The sequence below is a fragment of the Sphingomonas sp. R86521 genome (assembly GCF_042466235.1).
In the GTDB taxonomy this organism is placed as follows: Bacteria; Pseudomonadota; Alphaproteobacteria; order Sphingomonadales; family Sphingomonadaceae; genus Sphingomonas.
The window spans coordinates 3,270,744-3,296,365 of sequence record NZ_JAXHBY010000001.1 but is presented as its reverse complement, the minus strand read 5'-3'; the positions used below and the strand labels follow the sequence as shown (position 1 = coordinate 3,296,365).

General features: G+C 61.4%; 16 protein-coding genes. 8 read left to right on the top strand and 8 right to left on the bottom strand.

Features of this window, described 5'->3' with window-relative positions; all coding sequences use genetic code 11:
• Positions 1–27: 27 nt before the first annotated feature.
• The gene (locus tag SJY20_RS15250) at positions 28–654 is read right to left on the bottom strand and encodes a VC0807 family protein (protein WP_380787763.1); all 627 of its coding nucleotides are present in this window, start codon (positions 652–654) and stop codon (positions 28–30) included.
• Between the two features lie 35 nt (positions 655–689).
• Positions 690–2,090, bottom strand: coding sequence for a carotenoid oxygenase family protein (locus SJY20_RS15245; RefSeq protein WP_380787762.1), 1,401 nt, complete (start codon positions 2,088–2,090; stop codon positions 690–692).
• A gap of 54 nt (positions 2,091–2,144) precedes the next feature.
• On the opposite strand from SJY20_RS15245, the gene SJY20_RS15240 reads away from it, so the two are divergent.
• Positions 2,145–2,681, top strand: coding sequence for a TetR/AcrR family transcriptional regulator (locus SJY20_RS15240; RefSeq protein WP_380787761.1), 537 nt, complete (start codon positions 2,145–2,147; stop codon positions 2,679–2,681).
• Positions 2,682–3,324: 643 nt separating this feature from the next.
• Here SJY20_RS15240 and SJY20_RS15235 read toward each other — a convergent pair.
• Genes SJY20_RS15235 through SJY20_RS15220 form a run of 4 tightly spaced genes read right to left on the bottom strand, consistent with a single transcriptional unit; the run spans position 3,325 to position 9,312 of the window.
• Positions 3,325–6,543, bottom strand: coding sequence for an efflux RND transporter permease subunit (locus SJY20_RS15235; protein ID WP_380787760.1), 3,219 nt, complete (start codon positions 6,541–6,543; stop codon positions 3,325–3,327).
• A 3-nt stretch (positions 6,544–6,546) separates the two neighbouring features.
• On the bottom strand, positions 6,547–7,698 hold the full coding sequence (locus SJY20_RS15230) for an efflux RND transporter periplasmic adaptor subunit (protein WP_380787759.1): 1,152 nt from the start codon (positions 7,696–7,698) through the stop codon (positions 6,547–6,549).
• Positions 7,695–8,957, bottom strand: a complete 1,263-nt coding sequence (locus SJY20_RS15225; RefSeq protein ID WP_380787758.1) for a TolC family protein — start codon at positions 8,955–8,957, stop codon at positions 7,695–7,697. Before SJY20_RS15225 ends, SJY20_RS15230 begins: the two co-directional genes overlap by 4 nt.
• A 55-nt stretch (positions 8,958–9,012) precedes the next feature.
• Positions 9,013–9,312 carry a hypothetical protein gene (locus tag SJY20_RS15220; RefSeq protein WP_380787757.1) on the bottom strand — a complete coding sequence of 100 codons (300 nt, stop codon included), beginning with the start codon at positions 9,310–9,312 and terminating at the stop codon, positions 9,013–9,015.
• 778 nt (positions 9,313–10,090) lie between these two features.
• Here SJY20_RS15220 and SJY20_RS15215 point away from each other — a divergent pair.
• From SJY20_RS15215 to SJY20_RS15200, 4 genes are all read left to right on the top strand, one after another.
• Entirely contained in the window at positions 10,091–10,270 is a 180-nt protein-coding gene (locus SJY20_RS15215) for a hypothetical protein (RefSeq protein WP_380787756.1), read from the top strand.
• Positions 10,271–10,844: 574 nt separating this feature from the next.
• Positions 10,845–12,671, top strand: coding sequence for an HAD-IIIC family phosphatase (locus tag SJY20_RS15210; RefSeq protein ID WP_380787755.1), 1,827 nt, complete (start codon positions 10,845–10,847; stop codon positions 12,669–12,671).
• Positions 12,672–12,876: 205 nt separating this feature from the next.
• Positions 12,877–13,518, top strand: a complete 642-nt coding sequence (locus tag SJY20_RS15205) for a CatB-related O-acetyltransferase (protein ID WP_380787754.1) — start codon at positions 12,877–12,879, stop codon at positions 13,516–13,518.
• Between the two features lie 1,303 nt (positions 13,519–14,821).
• Positions 14,822–19,270: a beta strand repeat-containing protein gene (locus SJY20_RS15200; protein WP_380787753.1), complete on the top strand. Its 4,449-nt coding sequence runs from the start codon at positions 14,822–14,824 to the stop codon at positions 19,268–19,270.
• Between the two features lie 377 nt (positions 19,271–19,647).
• Here SJY20_RS15200 and SJY20_RS15195 read toward each other — a convergent pair whose 3' ends face one another.
• Together SJY20_RS15195 and SJY20_RS15190 are read right to left on the bottom strand one after the other, a co-directional pair.
• Entirely contained in the window at positions 19,648–20,382 is a 735-nt protein-coding gene (locus tag SJY20_RS15195) for an SAM-dependent methyltransferase (protein ID WP_380787752.1), read from the bottom strand.
• 476 nt (positions 20,383–20,858) lie between these two features.
• Positions 20,859–21,185, bottom strand: a complete 327-nt coding sequence (locus SJY20_RS15190) for a hypothetical protein (protein ID WP_380787751.1) — start codon at positions 21,183–21,185, stop codon at positions 20,859–20,861.
• Positions 21,186–21,391: 206 nt separating this feature from the next.
• Between SJY20_RS15190 and SJY20_RS15185 the strand changes: the two genes are divergently transcribed.
• The 3 genes from SJY20_RS15185 (at position 21,392) to SJY20_RS15175 (ending at position 24,640) form a co-directional block, all read left to right on the top strand.
• On the top strand, positions 21,392–21,523 hold the full coding sequence (locus SJY20_RS15185) for a hypothetical protein (RefSeq protein WP_380787750.1): 132 nt from the start codon (positions 21,392–21,394) through the stop codon (positions 21,521–21,523).
• A gap of 793 nt (positions 21,524–22,316) precedes the next feature.
• The gene (locus SJY20_RS15180; RefSeq protein ID WP_380787749.1) at positions 22,317–24,005 is read left to right on the top strand and encodes a radical SAM protein; all 1,689 of its coding nucleotides are present in this window, start codon (positions 22,317–22,319) and stop codon (positions 24,003–24,005) included.
• A gap of 275 nt (positions 24,006–24,280) precedes the next feature.
• Entirely contained in the window at positions 24,281–24,640 is a 360-nt protein-coding gene (locus SJY20_RS15175) for a hypothetical protein (protein ID WP_380787748.1), read from the top strand.
• Positions 24,641–25,622: the final 982 nt, after the last annotated feature.

Below are 25,622 nucleotides of genomic sequence, written 5' to 3'. Positions count from 1 at the left end.
GCACGCGCCATGCCGGATACTGCAAAGTCATTGCGCCGCGCGGCGTTGGGCCAGGCGGCGGTACCATACGGTCCAGAGTGCGAGCGCACCCATCGAGCCATAGCCGACGAACGGGCTGACGAGCATGTAGTCGTGGATGCTGAGCGCGAACACGAGCGCGCAGGCGAGTGCGGACGATGCCAGCAGGCCGATGCCCCAGACGAGCGTCATGATCGTCATCACGCGGCGGAAGCGGGGCGTGTCGCGCTTGGCCTCGAACGCGGCGACCTCGTCCGGCGATTTCCGAGCCAGGCCGGCACGGGCGAGCTGATAGATCAGCGGGCGGCCGATCGCGGCCGAGCCGAGGAATACCAGGCCGATCAGGGCGGAGACGAGGTTCTCGCGCAACTGCATGAAGCGGACCGACCCGCCACCGAGCATCGCGAGCAGCGAGAGCGCGATGCCGGCCAGGACCAGGATCGACAGCGCATCGACGCGCCGCCGGCGGGCGAACTCGGCGAGCGACCAGAGCAGAGGGGGCAGCGAGGACGCCATCAGCGCGACCGCGTCGCCCGATAGCGGCGCGACGCGGTCGTAGATCAGCAGCGGCAACCCGAAATTGACACCGACTTCGATGGCGAAGAGGCCGATGCGGCGGCTCGTCTGACGGTTCATTGCAGTGCTATCCTTCATGGTCGTGACGATCGTGGTCATGATGCGGGTCCCCCGTTGATCCAGTTGCCGTGAAACCCCGGCGGAATGCGGTGCGGCAGGCGCACCGTGGCGACCGGAGCGCCTTCGAATTTGTGCGCGTCGAGGATGACCAGCTCGGTGGTGTCGCTCGCCGCGTCGATGACGAAGCCGATCAGCCATCCCTCGTCTTCACCCGCATTGTCGTACGCGGGGACGAACACGAATTCCCCCGGGTGACGATCGATGCCGAAATCGTGCACCGCGCGGCTGCCCTCGACGAGATCGTGCTTGTAGAGCTGGCTCGCGCTCTGGAAGCGTCGGTCCGACTGCGTCGCCATGACATAGGCATAGCGATGGCGTTGCCCGGACCGGCGTTCGTCGATGCGGGGGAATTCCTGCGGCGTGGCATCGATGGTGCGGATCACGGTCATGCCGGTCGCGGGATCGAGCGTCCAGCGTTCCAGCCCGCGCGAGGTCGCGTCCGGCCCGCCGGGCGTGCCGTCGAACATCGTCGGATAGGCGCAGACGTCGACGACCACGCGCCCGTCCGGCAGGTCGAAGGCGTTGGCGACGTGGAAGACATAGGCCGGATCGACGTCGCACCAGATGATCGCATCCTGGTCACCACCGCGCGGCATCAGCCCGACACGCGCGCGATGCGCGGGGTTCCAGGCATAGGGCAGCGGCCCGCCAGCCAGATGGGTCGCCAGCGAGAAGGTCACCGGCAGGTCGAGAATGACGACGTAGCGCGCCGTGATCGCGCAATCGTGGATCATCGGGCCGTGTTCGACCGCGATCGGCGCCTCGCGCACCACCGTGCCGCTGGCATCGAGGACGACGTGACGGATCTCGTTCGGACGCTGCCCGTCGTAGCAGATGCCGTGATGCTCGCCGGTCAGCGGGTCGCGGTGGGGATGCGCGGTGAACGAACCGGTGAGTGATCCGCCGAAATCGTCATAGCGTTGGTCGTCGAGCGTCTCGGATAGTTCGACGGGGTAGCTGCCGCCTTCCACCACCGCAAAGACGCGTCCGCCCAAGTCAACGACATTGGTGTTTACCGTGTCGCTGGAACCGCGACGTGGTCCCGGTGCTGGCGCCACGCCGCGCGCTGCCGCATTGCGACGCGATCCGATCCAGCGATTGCGATACCAGAGTGCCTTGCCGTCGCGGATCGCCAGACCGTGGACCATGCCGTCGCCGGTGAACCAGTGATACGATGCCGGATCGGGTGCGACCGGGTTCGGCCCGGTGCGCAGGTAGCGACCGCTGAGCGCCGGCGGGATGGTGCCGCGTACCTTGAGTTCGGTCAGCGTCAGCTCCTCCGTCAGCGGCCGGTGGATGCCCGACAGAAAGCGATGCGTCGTCCGCTGCGCCTCGTCGCCCTCTTCGTCATCAATCCGCACCAGAACGCTAGCCATGTCCGCCTCCAATGTTTACACCGTGATCATAGGCTCGAAGGTAACGGTGTCAACATGGAAAAACGCTATCATCATGGCGACCTGCGCGCGGCGCTGATCGAGGTCGGGCTGCGGCTGCTCGCGGAACGTGACGTCGAGGGGGTATCGCTGCGCGAAATGGCACGCGAAGTCGGCGTCAGCGCGACCTCGGTGTATCGGCATTTTCCCGACAAGGCGGCGTTGATGCGGGCGCTCGCCCACGAAGGGCTGGACCGGCTCGTCGCGGCGCAACGCGATGCGGCCAGCGGCAAGGAAGCCGCTGCTGCGTTTGCTGCGACCGGTCGGGCCTATGTGCGGTTCGCGCTTGCCAATCCGGCAATCTTCCGGCTGATCTTCACGTCTTCAGCGCAGTTGCAGGCGACAGGAGAAATTGAGGCATTGCGGATGTTACGCGCCAATGCCGCAGCGGCATCGCCGACTGACCCCGGTTCGGATCAAGCAGAGACTGACGCGCTGCGATCCTGGTCGCTCGTTCATGGTCTCGCCATGCTAATGCTCGATGGGCAACTACCTGCCGAAGACCACCTTATTAATACTCTTGTTCGAGGATGACATGAGCACCCGATATTCTCTTATTGTGACGACCGTCGGTGGGGAAAGGCAGCTGTATCCCGCGTCAGCGATTTACCGAGATGAACGAGCGGCCGAAGTTTGGTCTAGCCGGAAGCCGTAGGGCGGGGCGCGTTCGCCCACCCCCCGACGTTCAGGCTGGCGACCGATCGCCGGGCGGCTATGGGTTCCTAATCGGAAAAGCGGGTATTGTGGGTTGCGCCTGCTCCAATCGGAGAAGTTGATGCCGCACGAAGCCTCGCCGCTAACACAGACGACGCTGGCAGAAAATGACGAAACAACGGCAATTGAGGTTGCGAATGTCAGCCGAAGCAAGTGGAAACTCTCGGTTGAAACGGCTCGATCATGTATCCCAGTCGCAACAATTGTGCCCGCATCGTTCTCCTTTATACGGCAAGCCTTATCGTCGGCTGCGGTTCGGTGGCTGCTCGTCGGCCGGAGGCAAGCCGCATAGCGTCGCGGTGCAAACGAGCGATGAAAGCATCATGCCTTATCATGCACGCTTTGGCCGAACGCGGCCGGTGATTGCCATCGTCGGCGAGAACAGCGGCACCAAATGTCTAAAGTTGGGAAGTGAGGAAGGGCGGGCGAATGTCCGGGTATGGGGCGTAGCAGTCTTCGCTCATCAAGTTTCCCCACGATCAAGCTCGTCCCCACAGGTCTTATCCTCTGCTGCCCTCCATCCCCCGAACCGTGCGTAGAGCGTCGGCAGCACGAACAGCGTCAGCAACGTCGCCGAGATCAGTCCTCCGATCACCACGGTCGCCAGCGGCTTCTGCACCTCGGCACCGGCGCCGTGACCCAGCGCCATCGGGACGAAACCGAGGCTGGCGACGAGCGCGGTCATCGCTACCGGGCGCAATCGGGCGAGTGCGCCGTCGTGGGCGGCGCGTGCTCTGTCGATGCCGCGTGCCATCAGGTCGTGGATCGAGGATACCATCACGAGGCCGTTAAGCACTGCGATCCCCGATAGTGCGATGAAGCCGACCGCGGCCGAGACCGAGAACGGCATGCCGCGAACCACGAGCGCGAGCACGCCGCCGACCAGCGCGAGCGGCACGCCGGTGAAAACGATCGCCGCGTCGCGGACCGAGCCGAGCGCGCCGTACAGGAGCAGCATGATGACCGCGAAGCACACCGGGACGACGAGCATCAGGCGATCGCGCGCGGAGGCGAGGTTCTCGAACTGCCCGCCCCATTCGACATAGGTTCCGGGCGGCATCTGCACCTGCGCGTCGATCGCGGCGCGCGCGTCGGCGACTACGCCGGCGACGTCGCGGTCGCGGACGTTGGCCTGGACGACCACGCGACGCTTGCCGTTCTCGCGGCTGATCTGGTTGGGGCCGTCGACGACCGCGATGTCGGCGACGGTCGACAGCGGCACGAACCCGCCAGCCGACGTCGGCACGGGGATCTGCGCCACCTGCGTCAGGTCCGAGCGCGATGCCTCCGACAGGCGGATCACGACGGGGAAGCGTCGATCGCCCTCGAAGATCATGCCGGCCTCGCGCCCGCCGATCGCTGCCGCCACGGTGTCCTGCACGTCGCCCGCGGTGACGCCGATGCGTGACATCGCCATGCGGTTCGGGCGGATGTCGAGCATCGGCAGGCCCTCGGTCTGTTCGACGCGGACGTCGACCGCGCCGCGGGTCTTGCGCAGGATTTCGGCGATGCGGTCGGCGGCGGCGTTCATGCCGCCGAATTCGTCCCCGAAGATTTTCACCGCGATGTCACCGCGGACGCCGGCGATCAGCTCGTTGAAGCGCATCTGGATCGGCTGCGTGATCTCGTACGCGTTGCCCGGCAGCGTCGAGAGCTGCTGCTCCATCCGCGCGACCAGCGCTTCCTTGGCAAGGCTCGGGTTGGGCCATTCGGCCTTCGGCTTCAGGATCACAAAGGTGTCGGTGGCGTTCGGCGGCATCGGATCGCTAGCGATCTCGGACGTGCCGGTGCGCGAGAAGGCGAAGCGGACCTCGGGTTGGCGCGCGAGCAGCTTCTCGACCTGGAACTGCATCGCCTGACTCTGGTCGACCGAGGTGCCGGGGATGCGGACCGCCTGGACGAGGATGTTGCCCTCGTCGAGCTGCGGCAGGAACTCCTGCCCGAGCGTGGTGAAGGCGACGCCCGCCAGCGCCAGCGCGCCGACGGCGATGCCCAGCGTGACGCTCGGGCGACGCATCGCCTTGCCGAGACCCGGTTCGTAGCGTCGGCGCAGCCAGCCGATGATCCGGCTCTCCTTTTCATCGACGCTCCGGCTGAGCGCTATCGCGATCGCCGCGGGGACGAACGTCATCGACAGGACGAACGCGAAGACGAGCGCGATGATGACGGTCAGCGCCATCGGCTCGAACATCTTGCCCTCGACGCCGGTGAAGGTGAGCAATGGCGCGTAGACGAGGATGATGATCGCCTGGCCGTAGACCGAGGGGCGGATCATCTCGCGGGCGGATGCTGCGACCAGGTCGAGCCTTTGCCGCAGGGACAATGGCTCGCTGCGACCATGTTGCGCGTCGCCCAGGCGGCGGAGCGCGTTCTCGACGATGATGACGGCGCCGTCGACGATCAGCCCGAAATCGAGCGCGCCGAGGCTCATCAGATTGGCGGACACGCCGGCCTTCAGCATGCCGATGCTCGTCAGTAGCATGGTGACCGGGATCACCAACGCGGCGATCAGCGCGGCGCGGAAATTGCCGAGCAGTACGAACAGTACGACGATGACCAGCACCGCGCCCTCGGCAAGATTGCGCGCGACGGTCGCGATCGTCGAATTGACCAGTTCGGTGCGGTTGAGCACCGGCTTCACCACGACGTCGACGGGAAGCGCGCGGCCGATCTCCTGTAGCCGCGTGCCGACGCCGGTCGAGACGGTGCGGCTGTTCTCGCCGATCCGCATCACCGCGGTGCCGACGACGACTTCGTGGCCGTTCTCCGACGCCGAACCCATCCGCAACGCCTGGCCGGTGCGGACGGTAGCGATCTGGCTGAGCAGGATCGGCACGCTCTCACGCGTCGCGACCACGGTGCGCGCAAGGTCTTCGGCGTTGCGGATCCGGCCATCGGCGCGGACCGCGAGACCCTCGCCGCTACGGTCGACAATCCCCGCACCCGCGCTGGTGTTGTTGCGTTCGAGCGCGGTGGCGAGGTCGTTCAGCGTGATCTTCATTGCCGCCATCCGCTGGATATCGGGGACGACGAGATACTGCTTGGTATAGCCGCCGAGGCTGTCGACCCCCGCAAGACCCGCGCTGCTTTTCAGCTGCGGCGTGACGATCCAGTCCTGCACGGTGCGCAGATAGGTCGCCTTGTCGGGTTCGCTGACGAGATGGTCGCCCTCGGGCGTGATATAGCTGCCGTCCTTCTGCAGGCCGGGCTCGCCATTGCGGTGGCGGACCTGGTCGAGTTCGCGGTATTCGACGGTCCACATGAAGATGTCGCCGAGCCCGGTGGCGATCGGTCCCATTTCGGGCGTCACGCCGTCCGGCAGATCCTCTTCGGCGGTCCGCAGCCGCTCCGCCACCTGCGACCGCGCGAAGTAGATGTCGGTCTTCTCGTCGAACACCGCGGTGACCTGCGCGAAGCCGTTGCGACTGAGCGACCGCGTGTAGTTTAGGCCGGGAATGCCGGCGAGCGCGGTCTCGACGGTGAAGGCGACCTGCTTCTCGATCTGGTCGGGCGAGAGCGCAGGCGCGACGACGTTGATCTGGACCTGGTTGTTGGTGATGTCGGGGACGGCGTCGATCGGCAGCCGTTGGATCGCGAAGACCCCGGCGAGCGCCGCGGCGAGCGTCAGCAGCAGGACGAGCCAGCGCTTCTCGACGGCAAAGGTTACGATACGGGCGAGCATGGTCTAGTCCTCGTCCTTCGCCGCGCTCTTGCCGAGTTCGGCCTTGAGCGTGAACGAGTTGGTAGAGGCGATGCGCTCCTCGCCGGTCAGGCCGTCTGTCACGGTGACGGCGCCGCCATTGGTGCGGCCGAGCGTCACCGGCGTCGCCCGGAAGCCGCTCGCGGTACGGACGAAGACGTGTGGCCGGTCGCCGATCATCTGCACGGCGGCCGAGGGCACGGCGACGCTGCGGTCCCCGCTAGCCGGGAGCAGCACCGACACGCCGACATTCTCGCCGACGCGCCAGATGCCGCCCGCATTGTCGATGGTAGCGATCACGGGGACGAGCCGCGTGGTTTCGTCGAGGATCGGCGAGACGAAGGTCACACGGCCGTCCTGGCGGCGGCCGGCGGACGTGACTTCCATGCGTGCACCCGGCTTTACGCGACCGGCGTCAGCGCGAACGAGCGACATCGTCACCGACACCTTGGCGAGGTTGGCGATGCGGAAGATTTCGGCGTCGGCGGCGACCTGTTGCCCGAGCGTGGCCGACCGGGCGATCACCTGGCCGGCGATCGGCGAGCGTACCGCGATGCGGTTGAGCGCGCCGCCTCCGCCACCCGTGGCAGACAGCTGCTGCCTCGCGAGGCGAAGCGCGATGCTAGCCTCGGTCGCGGTGGTCCGGGCGGCGACGAGATCCTGCTCGGGTGACACGCGCTCGGCGAACAGCCGCTGTTCGCGTCGGAGGTTCGACTGGGCAAGCGCGGACCGCGCACCGGCCGCTTCGACCTCGGCATTGAGCGACGCTGCCTCGCGGCTCTCGATGATCGCCAGCGTCCCGCCGCGGCCGATGGACTGGCCGAGGTTGCGGGTGAGCGAGACCAGTCGGCCGCCGATCGGCGCGGCCACGACCTGCACGCCCTGCGGATCGCCCTCGATCGTCGCGGGCAGTTCGATCGCCCCGGCAACGCCGCCGACGGTCGGGCGCGTGACCTCGATACCGGCGTCGGCGATCTGCTGCGCCGACAGGGTCGCGACTGACGGATCGCCGGGAGCCTTCTCGCTGTCTTCGTTGGCCACCGCGTTGGTAGCGGGCGCCTTGTCGGGGGAGGAGCCACAGCCTGCCAAGGCCAGAGCGGCGGCGGGCGCGATCGCGCGCAGGATCGTGCGGTTCATCGGTCGGTGTCCTTGGCAATCGGCGCTTCGGCGGTCAGCCGCTCGAGGCGCGCACGTGCGTCGTGATAGGCGGCAAGCGCATCGATCGCCGCCGTCCTGGTGTCGAGAAGCGTCCGCTCGGCGTCGAGCAGGTCGAGTTGCCCGAACTTGCCCTCGCGGTAGCCGATGCGCGCGATCCGTGCGGCCTCCGCGGCAGCGGCGAGGGCAGGCCCGGTCGCGTTGCGCGCGGTCGTCGCGGCGTTCGCCGCCTCGGCTCGCGTGGTCGCGATGTCCTGCTCGGCATCGAGCAACGCCACGCGGCGCAATGCGTCCGACTGGTCGCGCTGGGCGTCGGCGACGGCAACTGCCGAGCGACCACCGTTGAAGAGGGTCAGCGGGATCGAGACGCCGAACACCGCTGCCGTGTCGTTGGTCTGCTCGAGCCGGCGAGCGCTGGCGCTGAGCGTCAGGTCCGGCACCCGTTGGCTACGCGCGAGCCGCACCTGCGCGGTCGCGGTGTCGAGATCCGCGCGGACGGCGGCAGCGGTGAGCGTACCCGTCGAACCGGATTGCTGGACGGGGCCGAGGGCGTCCACTTGCTGGAACCACGAATCGTCGAGCGCGCCGACCGGCGTTTCGATCAGCCGGGCAAGGTTCGCCACCGCGACGGCGGCCGATCGTTCGGCACGTTCCAGCGCGCCCTCGGCGGCGATGCGCGCGACGTCTGCGCGCTGTTCCTCGAGTGGTGAGGCGCGCCCTGCCTGCACCCGCACCCTGGCAACGCGGAGCACTTCGGCGCCAACCCCGACCTGATCGCGCGTGACTACGGCACGGCGCCGGGCGGTCACCGCGACGACGTACGCCTGCGTGACCCGCAGGCGGAGGTCGGCGCGTGCGATCTCCGCCGCGATACCTGCGCGACCGATCTGCGCGTCGGCGACCGCGATCCGCGCCTGCCGCTTGCCGCCGCGTTCCAGGGGCAGCGCCAGCCCCACGGTCGTTTCGGACGAGCGCAGGCCCCGATAGATGCCGGTCCCGGCGACGTTCTCGGTCTCGGCGACGATCGACGGGTTCGGCCGCAACGCCGCGACCCGACGCTGCGCATCGGCCGCGCGCACGCCAGCCGAGGCTGCGTCCTGGAAAGGTGACCAGGCGCCAGCGAGGCCGAGCGCGTCGGCGAGCGTAAGGACCGGTTCCGCCGAGACCAGCGGACGGGTCTGGGCCTGCAGCGACGATGCGCAGGCGCCTGCGGCCATGGCGGCCGCGAGAATACGATGCATGGGAATGCTCCTGACGAAGTAGACGCGGGCGCGCATTGCGCACCCGATCGACGTGTCAGGCCTGCGGCGGTCTCAACGCGGCGTCGGCATTTCGGCCGACGAGCGTGGCGCCGTCGAAGGACGCGAGCGTGGCGCTGGCGGGGCCGGCCATGCCGTCCACGGCGTTGCAATCGGGCGCGCTCATATGATGCGCATGGCAGCTGCCATGATGGTGCGGGTAGCCCTTGTCGCTGTCGGCAGCGACCTGATCGCCATCACCATCGATATGCGAGGCAGCTTCGTACTGGCTCGTCTCGATGCATCCGCCGACCTCGGCCGCATGCGCCACCCCGACCCATGCGGTCAGGACGAGCATCAGACAGGCAAGGAAGGGCAGAAGCCTACGCATCGACCCATGTGGTAGCAGAGAATGGCAAATGCTGTAACGGGGTACGCAGGCCCGATCCGATCACGTCGGTTTGAAAATGAACGAGTGACCTCAGTTGAGAAGCAGCGAGGAGCTTCTCAGCGTCTGATTATGGGTCGGGCCGCTCCGATGCGCGGCAATCCGGTATCGCCCAGTTCGCGCTGGTCTCGGTCACCGAGTGAATAACCGCTGTCGTCGCAATCTGCCTTAAATTTGAGCGAACTGGTACGCGCGTGCGTACGGCAAAACTGGCTTCGGTCCGACATTCCACGGGCTCCGAGGAGCGCCTTTTATGGAAGTATTGATAGACCCCGTGGATTGATACGATAGACCTATCACCTTGCGGGACATTGCGACCTAGAGATAAAGATTAACGAATCTTGGTGTGAAGTGCCTCCCCCCGGCCCTACCCACACACGCGTGCGATTGATTCACGCAATTTTGAGTCATTCGCGAGCGGATTAAGGTAATTCGCGAGCGGAACGTTAATAGACTTCAATACGGTGAGGAATGGCCAAAGAACCTCCCCTCGCACGGCGAGCGCAAATCGGTGCTCAACAAGAGTTGATATAGTTTTTCTCGCGGCTTTGGCATGGATCGAGTTGCACGGCGATTCGCATATCATTGTCGACCCCCTAAGTTATTGGTGGCAACTCGACAACGGTGGCGCGGACAGCGGAGGCGAGTACGAACATCAAGCGGGGTGCTCAAGTCGTTAGCGTAACGCATGGCGGAGGCGGTGACGGCGAAAGGCGAGGCGAACGGCGTGCCTGCCATCCAAGTTGTCCGTGGCATGCACGCGATCGTCGACATGCCCCTACGCGACAGCGGCCGCGTCGTCACTGAGCAGGCGCCGATCACCGGGGTGGCGCGCGCGCCGCACGTTGGAAGGCAGCCTTATAGCTAGGTCGCCGCGATCGCCCGCTGCGAGGGCCTATGGGCATGCTCGGGCGGCAAGGCTCTGGTCACAGACCTGTCAGGCATGCCGGGCCGCGGCAGCGGCAAGGGTAGCGGCTGGTCTGAGCGGGAGGTGCTTGACGATCTGAAGCGGGTCAAGGGCTACTTCCTTGGTGAAAAGATGGCGCGTCTTCGGGAGCGCGTGTCGGTTCGACGAGGCGGCTGGGTTTGCCGGCTCGGCGTTGACGGACTGCCGAAATGATAGGTTGTAGCGGCGCGCACCACCGTGCAGTTCGTTGCCGATATCATCGCAGCGAAGGAGCGACTGATCAGACGCTCGACGCAACCCTGATACCGGTAAGCGCCGAAGCGGCACAACAAATTGCCGCGAATTGGCGCGGCGATCGCACGGGAAGGGGTTCCATCCCAACGATCGGATGGCGCTCGGCTCTCCCGGCTCTACCTTTGCTGGCTAAGAGCCTAGCGTCACGCAAAAAGGCCTTAAGTGTGCCTATTTTAATGAACTTTTGGGTGTGTTAGGGCCGCCGCCGACGCAGGCACGGCAACGAATCCGAGAGACGACTATGCAATTGTTGAATGCAAATATCGAGCATGATGGCAACGCATTTCGGTGTCCAAAAGACCTGGCGGTAACAGGAACCGATATTCGCAGAGCACTGATCATTGGGCAGTGCACCGCGGACCATATGCGCTTGTTCCTTATGGAAATTGGCATCGAGTGTGACTTCGTACACATTCAATCCATGAACGACCCGTCGTTTAAACCGCCACATGATATTGATAGCTACGATCTACAGATCATATTTCTACCATTCGACGTGGTCATGCCCAATGCTTCCTATTTTCCGCTGTCTTACGACGATCTTGACGGCGAGACCAAGCGCTTCGATGCTTCCGAGAAAAAGGCTCAAGACCTACTCGACTTGGCTTCTCGGTGGCTCGACAGCCATCGGATATTGACGTTCGTAGGAAATTTTCTCGTTCCACAACAGAACCCGGTAGGACGTTTACTTCCAAAATATGATCTGCGTAACCCGTGTTATTTCGTTGAAAAGTTGAACGAGAGCATTTCGATTCGTCTCGATCAAATGGAGAATGCTTATCTAGTCGATATCGACGGGATTGCATCAACATTTGGTAAGAAGTACCTTTTGGATGACTCGATATGGTCTATTGCCCATGGCGGGTTCATCACGAATGTGGAAGATGAGAATTATGAAAGTAAGCGCGAGGAGTCGGATAGGCGGCTAGAGGAACTCGGATCAGTAGATGCGTATTATACCGTGCGAACGCATGACGGATACGTGGCACTTCGCAACGAAATTCTATCGATGTATCGTGCGGTTCGACAGATCGATGCCGTAAAACTTGTCGTGATTGACCTTGACGATACAGCATGGCGTGGAGTTGCAGCCGAAGAGGATTCTTCCCACGATTTCATGACCTTGGGCTGGCCATTAGGATTTATAGAAGCTCTAATGTTCCTCAAGCGTCGTGGCATCCTGCTTGCAATAGTCAGTAAGAACGAAGCTGAGAACGCGACGCGGGCGTGGCAGAAAGCTTATGGCGATATCTTCCCGATTGATAATTTCGTTTCCGTAAAAGCTAATTGGCTGCCCAAGCACCAGAACATGCAGCAGATATTAAACGAGACGAACCTCCTAGCTCAAAATACGGTTTACATCGACGACAATCCGGCGGAACGGGAGATAATACAGACCACGTTCCAGGGCATCCGTACCATTGGGTCAAATCCATACTACACACGCCGAATTCTACTGTGGTCGCCCGAGACACAAGTGCCGTCGATATCGGCGGAATCCCAGGTCCGAACTGAGTCCATTAAGGGCGTGATGAAACGAGAAGATGAGCGGGCTTCGATGGACCACGCCGACTTTTTGGTGTCGCTTGAAATTAAATGTGGTTATTCGGTCACTTCGTCCATTTCGGATCTACACTTCAAGCGATCGATCGAGTTGATTAATAAGACAAATCAATTCAATACCACCGGCAAGCGATGGAGCGTCGAGGAGTTGGACACCCAATTCCAGCAGGGGATGAGACTGTTCTCCTTTTTTGTCGACGACAGGTTCACGAAGTACGGAGCGGTGTGCGTTGCCATCGTGAATGGGGATCATATCGAACAGATGGTCATGAGTTGCCGCGTTATCGGGCTCGGGGTTGAATTTGCTGCGCTTTCGGTGGTGCTAGCTCAGCTTGCAGCGGAGGGTTTCCAAAAGGTCCGTGCTTCTGCGAAGATGACCGATAAGAACGTTCTTTCTCGCGATTTGTATTCGAAAGGGGGCTTCCATCGGAATGGCGACGAGGAATGGGTGCGAGGCCTGGATGTGCCTTATCCTGAGCCGGAGCATATTGTTTTTGCCAAATGAGATAATCTAACCGAAGTCAGTCCGAACGTATATCAGGAGGGTGTTAATTATGCCTGTAGTCGAAGAGCACCCGTATGCGTTCAGGTTCTTAATCACGCCTAAGCTTCTTCAATTCTTCGATGATCATAAGATCCGGACTACGGAACGGCACGGTGTGCATCGGTGGCACGATGGTGACGAAATAGTCGCTGCCGCGGACACGCGAATGAATACGAATACGATCTTCTACGCTGGCGACCACGTTTCGAAACTGCAATCGTTTTCATATTCGTTTTCACCGCTAACCATCTGGGCATCGGCGGGCAGGTATTGTTCTATCGCTGCAAATGTTCGGATTATGGGTCCAAAGCACGGTATACAGTTCGTTACGAGCTCAGAGATTGTATATCGAGAAGATGGATTTTTTGCAGACACGTTTAAGTCTTTCGGTGTTGGGGAATGGGATTTTTTGCCGCTTCCGCAGCGATATGATGTTCAGATCGGACATGACGTCTGGATTGGACAGGATGTCCTGTTGCGGGGCGGGATAACTATCGGACATGGGTCCGTCATCGCGGCGGGTGCGGTGGTGGTAAAGGATGTTGAACCGTACGAAATCGTAGGTGGAGTGCCCGCCAAACGCCTCAGGATGCGGTTTGACGATCATATCGTAAAGGAGTTGATGGCATCGCAATGGTGGCTGTATGCAATTCCGCAATATCCGCACGCGCCGTGGGGGAATCCTGAGTCGCTGCCAGCTTGGCTGCGAACAGGCGTGGAGCGCAAAGAGGTAGAGACGTTCGACTCCGACCTCGGGAGTTTAAGGGAGGTCATTGCGCGCGTCGATGGAGACGGTGGAGCCTCGTAGGAAACGGCCGACCTCATCACTCCCGCAACGTACGTAAATGACCAGTTGTTAGAGCCGCGCCCGCAACGGTGGCGCGTCTCTAAATGTGTGACAGCTGCCATGTGATCGTCGAGTCCCCCCGCGGTCGTGCTGTCTTATTCTGCGCGGCTTACCGGGGTCGCTGCGATATGCCCGCAGAGCGGAAGCAGTCGACGGCTTGGAGTTGACGAAGTAGAGAGCGATCAAGCTGAGCATGAGGGCTTCGTTGTCATTGCTGCTCGGCAGCATCACGACTCAGATGGTCTCGCGACGGACTTTGGCGAAAACGCACAACGCAGGGCCCCGATTGCACAGGACGCAACCGTCGGTCGGCACCTGCTGCGCAGTCTGCAAGGGAGGTCATTGCATCCGTCTTCAGGCCAACGGCTGCCGACAGCCTCGCGCCACTACTAGCGCAGCGATCGTCTAACTGACAATGCAAAGCAGGCGGCACAGAATCTGCGGTCCGCGTGCGCTGATGCCTAGCCTCCCGCGCAACCTAAAGGCTCGAAGGTACGAGCCGAGCGGACGCTATCGACCTGAACGAAGCGAGAGAGCAGACAGTCCCGAGGTAACGGCGGCGACTATGACCTGATGTGCCCCCGAGTGCTGCGCAAGGGGCCGCTCTGCCGCGTCTGCTGGCACAAGGGTGCTGCATCGCTACCGAGATCGCTGATTGCAACATCCCCACGACCGAAGGCGGCGGGTACGAGCGCCAGAGCTATCATGGCCTGTGCAAACCTTGCGCCGTTATTAAAGCGGCGCGGAGGGCGAAACGGGCACGAGCAAGGAAAGCGATGCGCTGACCGGGAAGGGGCGGGTCAAAAGTCGGCCGAAAATCGGCTTTCGGACCGCGTACGGGTCTAGTTTTAGCGCGCGCGAATTAAGCTTTTAGGCCGCATTAGATTCAGGAGGCTTGAGCGTGAAGCAAGGACCGAAGGCGGAGAGGCCCAGCACCAAGTTAGCGCGGGCTGTGCGGTGGCCTTGGACCTGATCATGCTTTGTAAGGAATAACGCGGGTAAGCCCCGATGTTTGTATCACGCGGGATTTACTGCAATATTTTGTTGTCTATTGCAGATGATTATCGTGCGAGAACCGATTTTTCGAATACCACGTGATTTAGGGGGGTGGATGAGTAGCGTATCTTTAGCGACGAACGGACCGTCCAGCTCAGTCACAGACCGAACCATTATCAAAACCCGACGCCCGTACTGACCGAGCGTTCGCTCAGTATCCAGCACGGTCATGCCCGCGTTGGCCGAGCCATAAGCTATTAGGAACTTCATGATCATCATCTCGACGAACACCCTCTGGTCGGCCGGCACGGCGACCAACCTGACGGACGACGTGCAGATTGCACCAGGTGTGACACTAACGATCGTGGGTGGGGCAACAGTCAATGGCAACGGGCATTCGATCGCAAGCTTCGGGACGCTTGCGGTGACTGGGACCGCCAGCAACGCGGCGGCGCTGAACAATGTCCGGGTCAACTTCGGCACGAGCTATGACAATCCAGGCCGGATCGAGATCGATCATGCGGTGATTACCGGCGGATCATTGTTCGCCGCGACCGGCAACGCAGTCTACGGATCGTTCTCGGTTGCGAACAGCGTGATCAAGAACGTCGCTGCCCAATATGTCTGGTATCCGACCAGCGACAGCAGCTTCACGGGGAATGCCTTCGTGAATTCCGGCGGCCTGGGTATCGGGACCAGCGCGGGCGTGACCGTCCACGTCACGGATAATCTGTTCGTAGGTGCCACCGCAGCATATAACGGCTCCGCAACGATCGTCGCATGGGCAGCCTATGGCAATCCGGTCGACGTCTCGCGCAACACCTTCCTTGACACGGATCATCCGGCGCTGGAAGTGACCATCGCCGGCAAGATGACCGCAGCAGACAATTATTTCGGTACCTCCGATCGCGCGATGATCAACGGGCTGATCCTCGACCGCAACGACGATCTCAATCACCCGGCCTATGTTTCGCTCCCATCGATCGCAACCGGACCGAGCGACGTCGTGCGCGCCGCGCTCGCGGCAAGCGGGCAGCACGACATTATCGGAACCTCGGGCGACGATACGCTGGCCGGGACGGTAGCAGACGACGCTATTTTCGGCGGCGACGGTAATGACTCCATCAGCGATCCGGGCGGCTCGGACACGCTGCGCGGCGGCGCGGGTAACGACAGTTTTTTCATCTCGCGCGTCAACAATGGCACCACCGAGACCGTCCGCATCGAGGGCGGCACGGGGAACGACACGGTCACCTACCAGAACTACCGTGCGGGATCGGTTTCGATCGATCTGGGAGCAGGCGACGACAAACTCACTTTGTGGACGCGCCAAGAAGGCGGAACCGCGGTCGTGTTGGGCGAAGGCCGTGATGTCGTGAACTTCGGGCAGCTTCCGACGGCTGGCGGCACCATCGCCATTCAGGATTTCGCAGCCGGCACGGCCGGTGACAGGCTGGAGCTCGGCGAGTTCCTCGGGTCGCAACTCACCGGCTGGGATGGCAGCACCAATCCGTTCGGCGGCATCGGCTACATGCGGCTCGTGCAAGCGGGTGCGGACACGCTGGTGCAGATCGATCGCGACGGCGCCTCGGGGGCGTCCTATGGCTGGTCCACGCTGGTGACGCTCCAGTCAACGACCGCGACCGCGATGACCGCGTACAACATGGGCGGATTCGATCCCTCGGGCGCTCCGCTGCCGGGATCGACCATCACCGGCACGAGCGCCAACGATACGCTGACTGGCAGCGGTGGCACTGACACAATTTCCGGTTTTGCTGGCAATGATCAAATCGATGGCGGTGCCGGCAATGACCTGATCTACGGCGGAGACGGAAACGACACCTTGCAGGGAGGGATCGGCAGCGACGACGTCGATGGCGGTGAAGGCGACGACAGTATAGCCGACATCGGCGGCTCGGACACGCTGCGCGGCGGCGCTGGTAACGACAGTTTCTTCATCTCGCGCGTCAACAATGGCACCACCGAGACCGTCCGCATCGAGGGCGGCACGGGGAACGACACGGTCACCTACCAGAACTACCGTGCGGGATCGGTTTCGATCGATCTAGGAGCAGGCGACGACAAACTCACTTTGTGGACGCGCCAAGAAGGCGGAACCGCGGTCGTGTTGGGCGAAGGCCGTGATGTCGTGAACTTCGGGCAGCTTCCGACGGCTGGCGGAACCATCGCCATTCAGGATTTCGCAGCCGGCACGGCCGGTGACAGGCTGGAGCTCGGCGAGTTCCTCGGGTCGCAACTCACCGGCTGGGATGGCAGCACCAATCCGTTCGGCGGCATCGGCTACATGCGGCTCGTGCAAGCGGGTGCGGACACGCTGGTGCAGATCGATCGCGACGGCGCCTCGGGGGCGTCCTATGGCTGGTCCACGCTGGTGACGCTCCAGTCAACGACCGCGAACGCGATGACCGCGTACAATATGGGCGGGTGGACGCCGCGTTCCGTGTCCGGCGCGGACATCGCTACCGTCGTCGTCGTGGCGCCGGCAAGCGTTCTGGAGGGAGACGTCGCCAGCTTCTCGCTGTCGGTCACGCTCAAGAACCTTTCCTCGGCGAGCGGCACCGTGACGATGTCGCTCGCGCCCGGCAGCACCGCCGGTTCGGGCGATGTCTCGGTGCCCGCCTATGGGGGTTCGTTCAGCGTTGCCCAGTCGCCTGCGCACGATTATACGATCGCGCTGCCGGCCATCACGGTGGTCGACGATCTTGTTGTCGAGGCTGACAAGAGCATCGACATCCAGGTTCGCGTCACCGGTCAGGTCTTCGACAACGGCACCGACACGACGGTCGTGCACGTCAAGCTGATCGACGGCGATCAGGTTGGAACGGCCGCGAACGACAGCCTTGTCGGCACGGGCGGCAATGACCTGCTCGATGGCCGCGCCGGGGCCGACACCATGACCGGAGGGGCCGGCAACGACCTCTATTATGTCGACGACGCCGGCGACCGGGTGGTTGAAGGCGTCGGGGGCGGCACCGATACGGTGCGTTCCTCCACCAGCTACACTCTGGCGGCGAACGTCGAAAATCTGATCATCGCCGGGGCCGCGGCGATCAACGGTTCCGGTAACGACCTCGCCAACATCATTACCGGCAATGCTGCCGCCAACGTCCTGAATGGCGCCGCCGGTGCCGACACGATGATCGGCGGCGACGGAGACGACACCTATTATGTCGACAATGTTGGCGATATCGTCCGCGAGACGGCCGTCGCAGGCACGGACACCGTGCATGCCGGGATCAGCTACTTGCTCGCGGCCAATGTAGAAAATCTCGTTCTGGACGGCGCCGCATCGATCAACGGTACGGGTAACGAGCTAGCCAATCTGCTCGTAGGCAACACCGGCAACAACCTCCTGTCCGGCGGCGCTGGTGACGATCGCCTCGTTGCCGGCGGCGGGCGCGATACCATTCAGGGCGGCGCGGGGACCGACACGCTGGTGCTTGCCGGCACGCGTCACAGCTATGCCGCCTTCACGATCGACGGAACCGCCTATCTGGTCGGCAATGGCGAAGGCGTGCGCGTTTCAGCGATCGAGCGGGTCCAGTTCGCGGATGAGACTGCGTCCTGGTCATCCGTGCTGCAATCCGCCTTGCCGTTTGATCTCGCCCGCTATGTTGCGACCTATCACGACTTGGCATTCCTTGCCGATAACCCAAATGGCGCGATGAACCATTTCGCGCAGGCAGGTTTCCTGGAAGGGCGTATCGCCGGATCGTTCGAAGCTCTTCTCTATATCGCGTCGAACGCGGACCTGATCCGCACGTTCGGCACCGACACGCGGGCAGCGGCGTCGCATTACAGCAATGCTGGTCTTGCCGAGGGCCGTGCCACAGCGAGCTTCGATGCGCTCGACTATATCGCCTCGAACCAGGACCTCATCCGCGCGTTCGGCGCCGACGTGGTCGCGGCCGAGCGCCACTATGTTACCAACGGCTTTGCCGAGGGTCGCGCGACGGGCAGCTTCGATGCACACGAATATATTGCATCCAACGTCGACCTAATCGGCATTTTCGGCACCGACAGAGCTGATGCCGAGCGGCATTACATCACCGATGGGTACAGCGAGGGACGCTCGACGCACAGCTTTGACGCAATTGAATATATTGCGTCCAACGTGGACCTGATCCGCGCCTTCGGAGCCAACGCCAACGCAGCTGAGGTGCACTATATAACCAGTGGATTCAGCGAGGGGCGCTCGACGGACAGTTTCGATGCACTTAAATACATCGCGTCCAACGTGGACCTGATCCGTGCCTTCGGCGCCGACGCCAACGCGGCCGAGGTGCACTATATAACCAATGGATTGAGCGAGGGGCGTTCGACGGACAGTTTCGATGCACTTGAATATATCGCGTCCAACGTGGACCTGATCCGCGCCTTCGGTGCCAACGCCAACGCGGCCGAAGTGCACTATATAACCCATGGACTCAACGAGGGGCGCACGACCGACAGTTTCGATGCACTCGAATACATCGCGTCGAACGGAGATTTGATCCGCGCCTTCGGCACCAATAGCGATGCCGCTGAGCTTCACTATATCTCGGTTGGGTACAGTGACGGGCGTTCGACCGACAGCTTTGACGCTGATGCCTATCAAGCCTCGCATCCCGAGCTAACCGGATATTCGCACAACGCGGTGCTGACCCAGTACATCACCTCGCAGTCGACGACGCATAGCGCCGACTATTTTATTTAGGCCGCCCTCAAGCAGCGACGGGTCGGACGTGCGGTTCACGTCCGACCCGTTGCCCATCGACCCACCGTTTCCCCCGTGTATCACGACCTCCGGCCAACATTGCCGCGCTGTCGCATCCGTACGGCGGTGGACTTACCGCAGACACTCCCGCCCCCACGGACCTCCTCAGAGCGGCTTGCGGAGCGCTCTCACCGCAGGCGCGCTACCTCACCGCGGAGCGCCACTACCGCGCAGTGTCTTCGTGCAGTCGGCGTGAGTGGACGGTCGTCCGATTGATGGTCCGAATGTCCCATTCTGTTGGTGAGCGGTCCTCTGCTTTCGGTTCGGAACGTCGATATCGCGAATCACATTGGTGCGCGAAGATCGGGCAAGCCATGTCATCCGTGTTTTCGGCATATAAGCAGCAGGGACGTTGTAATGTATCCGTCCATAAGCAGCTTAATATGAGGTCGTTGATTTTGACCATAAGGCGCTATATCAAACATAACGTCGTCGGCATGGGTTCCCGGAAATAGATCGAGCTGTTCTACGCAACAATATTTCATGCGCATTTCGGCTTCTAGTTTTTCCAGATCCCTTTTCCTATAGAGAACGTTTATGCCTGATTCGATAGTGGCATCGTTGCTTGAAATATTGAACTCGGTGGTATGGCAGGCGACGCCTCCAGGTTTTAGTAAGTCCATCGCATTCTTGACAAATTCTAGACCAGCATCAAGCGTGCCAAGATGTTCCATAGCGCATGACGACCAAGCGAAATCATAGCCTGCTTTATTTAGACCATCTAAATTGTTCATGTCGGCATTGTAAAAGGTGACGTTGTTTTCGAATGTCTCTCGCTCAACGATTTTGTCCATGAACAAGCCGTCTTTCGAGTTGGCATGCTGGGCTGTTTCGTTCCAGACGTCGGCCATTTCGCCGGCCGCTAAATCTGTGGCGTCAACGCGAACTCCCGCATCGGCGAAAAGCGATACAAGCGGTTCGTTCCCTACTGCAAACCCAATGCCGCGCTTACCAGCCTGCAGACATCCTCGCTCCAGTAAAGCTTGGCTAATCGCGCTCCACTCCCAAACCTTACGATGCAGATGCGAGACAGCGGGCAGCGGGTAGCCCATTCTCCGCAACCAGAAATCAAACCAGTCACTATTGAAGTGCTCTCTACGACAGATGACCGAGTTCAGCATATTGACCCTAACTACGTATTTCGCTTCTAGCCTAGCCACTTGCTGGAAATCCGCAACACGGATCGCGAGGTGCGTCCGTAAGCGCCCGCGATTGGCGGAGGTGGACGCCCCTTCGAGGGTATCGGGAGGTTGCCGGCAATCGTTACGGCATGTCCAGGCGGATACGTCTTCCGCCCTTCTATGTCCCTCTGGCCTTCCGATAGCGATTTTACGCTACAAAAAGGAGGCGCATATGCGTTCGCACCGACGACTGCTACCGTCGGTGCGTTGGGTCGGTCGGGGGGTACTTCGGTGCGTCCCCGAACTGGCGAATGCGATCGCTGGGCCGTGCTGAACAGCCTCCCGCATCGCCGTCGGCTTGTTGTCATCAGCCAACCGTTCCGTGAAGGTGCGAAGTTGTGGAGCGATCAGTTCGAGCCTTTCGCGCGCCACCCAGGCGTAAGGTATGCCGCCATCGGCGCCAAGGTCCCAGGACAAGTGGCCGAACTGCCCGTAGGGACGGAAGATGCGCCCCCGCTGCGGGATCGCAGCGTTAGCATGAAGGCTTCGATCGACCGATCGTAATTGAAGATGATGTTGGTCAGCTGGTCAAGATACTCGACCCGGTTCTTTCGGATATTGGTCGTGAGCATCAGGTCAAAGGATAGAAGCCACGTCTTCCGCAAATTTTGCAAGGCGAAAAGTCTAATATTCTTAACTGCCTCTAAGGAATTGCCTTTGGCCTCGGTGGTCAACAGCCAGTAAGCGATAGCAAGCTTGCCGAGGGCTTTAGCAAGCGGATCGTCGTCGTTCTAATCGATAATATTGTCGATTGAGCACGCAATGTCCGCGGATCGGACCCGCGCTGCGGCGTCGTAAAAGAGGCTCAATGGGTTTATACGCGTGGCCCTCCGATCTCGCGTACGCGAGGCCAATGTCGAGCGCCGCGCTGGAGCCATTCATGCAATCGAACTGGCTGCCGGACAGCGCGCTCGGCCACGAAGTCGGAATGGAAGATGACGCGGACGCCGCGCTGCGTCGGTTCGCAAAAGGCCGGACGAAAATGCCCCCTCTGACACAAACGAACGGCTGAAAGCCGGGAAGCGTAAACAGCTCACGAATGCCGGTTGTGGGCGTCGAGCGTTGCGACCTGTACCCGCCTGCGGTCAAGCCTGCGCCTGCGGGGATCGCTACGTTCGGATGATTGGGAGCGTCGGGCATCAAGGCTAGCGACCCTATCGTCTGGTCGATGCCCGCAACGCGATTGGTGGCGGCTTGAATCGCACATGCTGCACGCAGCCACGGCGGCCTGTCGGACCTTCGGTGACGCGACGTTCAACAGCGCTTTTCGAGCGATCTCATCGCAGGAATCGTTCGGCTCGGCAGCAAGTACCCGTACATTGTCTACCGGCCCCAAGGCGTTGTATCGTAACCGATCGCCGCCACCCCTTTGATCCGCCATCGCCAAAACAGCAGCGAAAAGGCGCTGCTATCGAGCAGGCTCTGAATCGACTTGGGTCAATCACCCAGCCGAGGTAGTCGCCTGTGTCTGACGGTGAACCAGGGCCGAGTTCGGGAGCCTGGCGGTCCGATGAGCCGTTTCGAAAAAGTGGTCGGTACAACTCGATAGCTAGACCGGGTGCACAGCGGTTGGTGAGAAGCGAATTTCGGCCCCGGCCTTCGTCCCTGTCGGATGCACTGCTCCAGTTCAGCTAGATCGAAAGCACCGGCAGCTTCCAAAGCATATCGTTGGCGGACGCGATCGTAATTGACTAACCTTCATGTGACTCCCTCGGCGGGGGCTAACTAGGGGCGGGCGCAGCATGAAGCTAATGGATGAAGAGACCGCACTTTCGGTTCCGACACCGGCTGAGCGAGGGTGCTTCATGACCCAAGGCCTGTATCTGAAGGCCAATGGCGAGATGCCGTGCTGGGACGATGTCGGCGAGTCTAAAATTCTCCGCCAGCTCGATCCGACTAAGTTGGCGGAGGGGGGCGAAGTCGACATCTATCGGTTTGGAGCGCTCAAGCATATTCGAACGGAATTTGCAGCCGGCAGGCTTCCTTACCCGGGCTTATGCGACGGATGCGCGGTTAGATGTGCGGGTATCCCGGAAGCGCATGAAGAACCGAACGTCATGCAAGTGCTGCATGTCGAACCTTCTTACCTATGCCACCTTTCTTGCCCGCAATGCATACACCAGAAGCTCCGCAAAAGCTTAAAGCATCCGCCCTATCACCTGACCCCAGACATGTACGAAGGTTTCCTGCGGCAGCTTCGCGCGGAGGGGGTAAGCCACATCAAGCTCGTAATCTTCGAAGGGCGCGGCGACCCCCTTGCATGCCCTCATCTGGAGACATTGCTCGGCCTAACGAAAGAGTATTATCCCCGCGCAAGCACGAGCATAACAACTCATGGTAGTTATCCGTACAAAAGCTGGATTGCCGCCTCCAAGCTCGACGTCATGCGATTTTCTGTCGATGGTGCGCGCCAAGAGAACTATGCCAAGTACCGTATTGGCGGAAAACTACCGACCATTTTCAGTTTCATGGAGTCGCTGCAAAAAGACCGTAGGTCTGGCTCTGGCATGTACGTCGAGTGGAAGTACATTCTCTTCGAGTGGAACGATGAAGACGAGGAGCTTGCCGAAGCTGCCGAACTAGCGCTGCGCTATGGTGTTCAGCTTCGCTTCTGCCGAACTCATTCTCCCGGAAAATCGCAGAAATACGAGACATCCGCTCAAGTCGCGGAGATGATCGTTAGGGTGGCGCCCAAAGCTCTGCAAGACATGACCTTCCAGTTGAAAGAAGAGGCGGACTTTGCGGCCGTCGACGTCGTTCGCACTGATCAACTGCTTGGCGCTTTCGTGCGCGCGGAACATTGCGCGGTCGCAGGGGACGAAGCGGGCTGCGTAGCGACGCTATGCGAGGTCATCGATCTGGATGGAGGTGTGACGACGCCACTAAACGGGGTTGCGACCCTTCGCGCGCTGGAAGACGCTTTGCTGGCAGGTATTAGCTCTCTTCGTCTGGGCATCACGGCGAGCAACCTAGCGAGCTTTCTGGATCGACGAGGCCATAATGCTTTGGTTGTGCCGTTACTGCGGCGTTACCTCGACCTTGAGCCGCACGCAGAGGATCGCGCGCATGTAGAGGCGGCGATTGGGATTTGCGCGCTGCTGGACATGCATCGTCGCGGTGACGCGAAGGCCGTCGATGCTGCCGCCGTTCCCTTGGCGCTCGCACATGCCGATGCTCGCGGCATTATGGCCATCTTCGGCCCGGCGGCGACAATTAGAGATCCTGGCGTGGCTGTGGGTTTGGCGAATATACTCCATGATCGCGGGGAAAACGATGGCGCCATTCTGCCTCTTCGAACGGTATCTAGAACTGGCGCCTTACGCGAGCGACGTTCGGAAGATTACGCAGATTGTCGCGGCTTTGCAGTGCGATCGCCTGATGAAGGCGGCGCTGAGGCAGCAGCGGGCGGGGAATGCGCATGTCGTGCCGGCGCTTGTCAGCCAGGCAGTGGCAGCAGATCGGGTCGCCTACAATATGGAGCCTACTTTGATTGATGCGGTGGCATGCGCCGCAGGAGAACGAATCCTAACTCAGCTTAGCGCTCTGGCGGTTGAGGCCGGCGATTACGAGGCTGCCTATCACGCTGAGCGGCGGCTCCGTCGACTGACGCTGACGCCGCATGCCCTCGCAACCGGGACCGTCATCCAATGAACTTAAGGTTGCCGGTGATGATTTTGCGATCCGGATGATCTGGTCGCGCCGATACATCCAATGGGGCGCTGTCAGACCAAATGCACCGATAGTGAGGGGGGACGGGTAGGCAGGTCGGATGCCGCGTCCCCGCAAACCTGCCAGTCCGTTCCGCTACTTCAACTCATCGCCGGAAGTAATCCAGCTGGTCGTGATGAGGTACGTTCGCTTCCCGCTATCGCAGCGCACCGTCAAGGACCTGCTGTTCGGACGCGGCATTGACGTCAGCCAAAAGACGGTACGTCTGTGGCGGAACCTGTTCGGCCCGTCGTTTGCTGGTGAGATCCGTCGACAGAGGGTGTCGCGGATGCGCGGCTTTCGCCGCTGGCAGCGGAATCTGGACGGGATGTACGTAAAGATCGGTAGCGAGATGCGCTACCCGCGGCGCCCTATCAATCACGACCGACGGCCTACGATCCTACAAGTCTGCGATGAATGAGCTGCGCCAGCGACCCGAGCGGCGTTTTGGTCAGCTCACGTTCCTGGATAATGCGCGCGAGTACGGAAAACGCGGTGATAGATATGCAGGTCCCCTATGAACAGCGTGGCCTTCACGCTTGAGGTAGAGAAGCCACAACGTGAGCGCGACGGCCATCAGGAAGGGCGTCGCCACGCCAGAGAGCGAGACGATGACCACGCTGTTGGCGTTGATGCGGAATGGTCTTTGCGGAAACCCAGGCCGACCAGGAACGTGCAAAGGCCAACGCCAGGCTGGGTGCAGACATACAGCACCGGCTTTGCATCCTTGGGAAAGATCATTGCCCGACGTGTCGCGACGACGATGGATATCTGCAAGAAGAATGCTACGCGCAGCTAAGATAAGGCCTTATGTCCCTCCCGTTAGCCCCATGCCGCCGACCGGTTCCCGATCGTGCTCGCGGTAGTGCTACCCGAGGCGAAAGAGGACACAGCTAGAGTTCAAATCAACTAGAGATCTGAAAAAGCTGTTCCGTCTCGCAGTTCCCCCTGACCTCTCCTCACGTTGAAACAGGTGGCTCGGTACCGGCGCCTAACCCGGCTACTGCCCTTGCTCAGCGGCGCGTGCGTTTACCGTTTCTGCACCTCGACGGTTCGTCCCGGTTTTGACAAGCCACTGGATGCAGACGGCATCATTCTTTAACTTCGTGTCGTGCAACGACGGTCCCGTGTGTCGTGACGCTGAGCGCCGTTCGTTAACGTGCCGGTTGAGATCGTAGTGGTGACGGGGATCGGGACCATTTTGCCGGAATCCCTCAAGAGCCGGAACGGCCCTATTATCCATTGTTGAGAGCGGCGGACGCACGGTCGTGCAGGGCTGATACTTGACGCTCCCACCGCCGCTGCGTTTGATGCCGAGGCGACAAGCGGGGTTTGGCCATCCCAAAGCCCAATCATCTTTCAATTCCTATTATGTACGTGGATATTAAACCTCTGACTGGAGG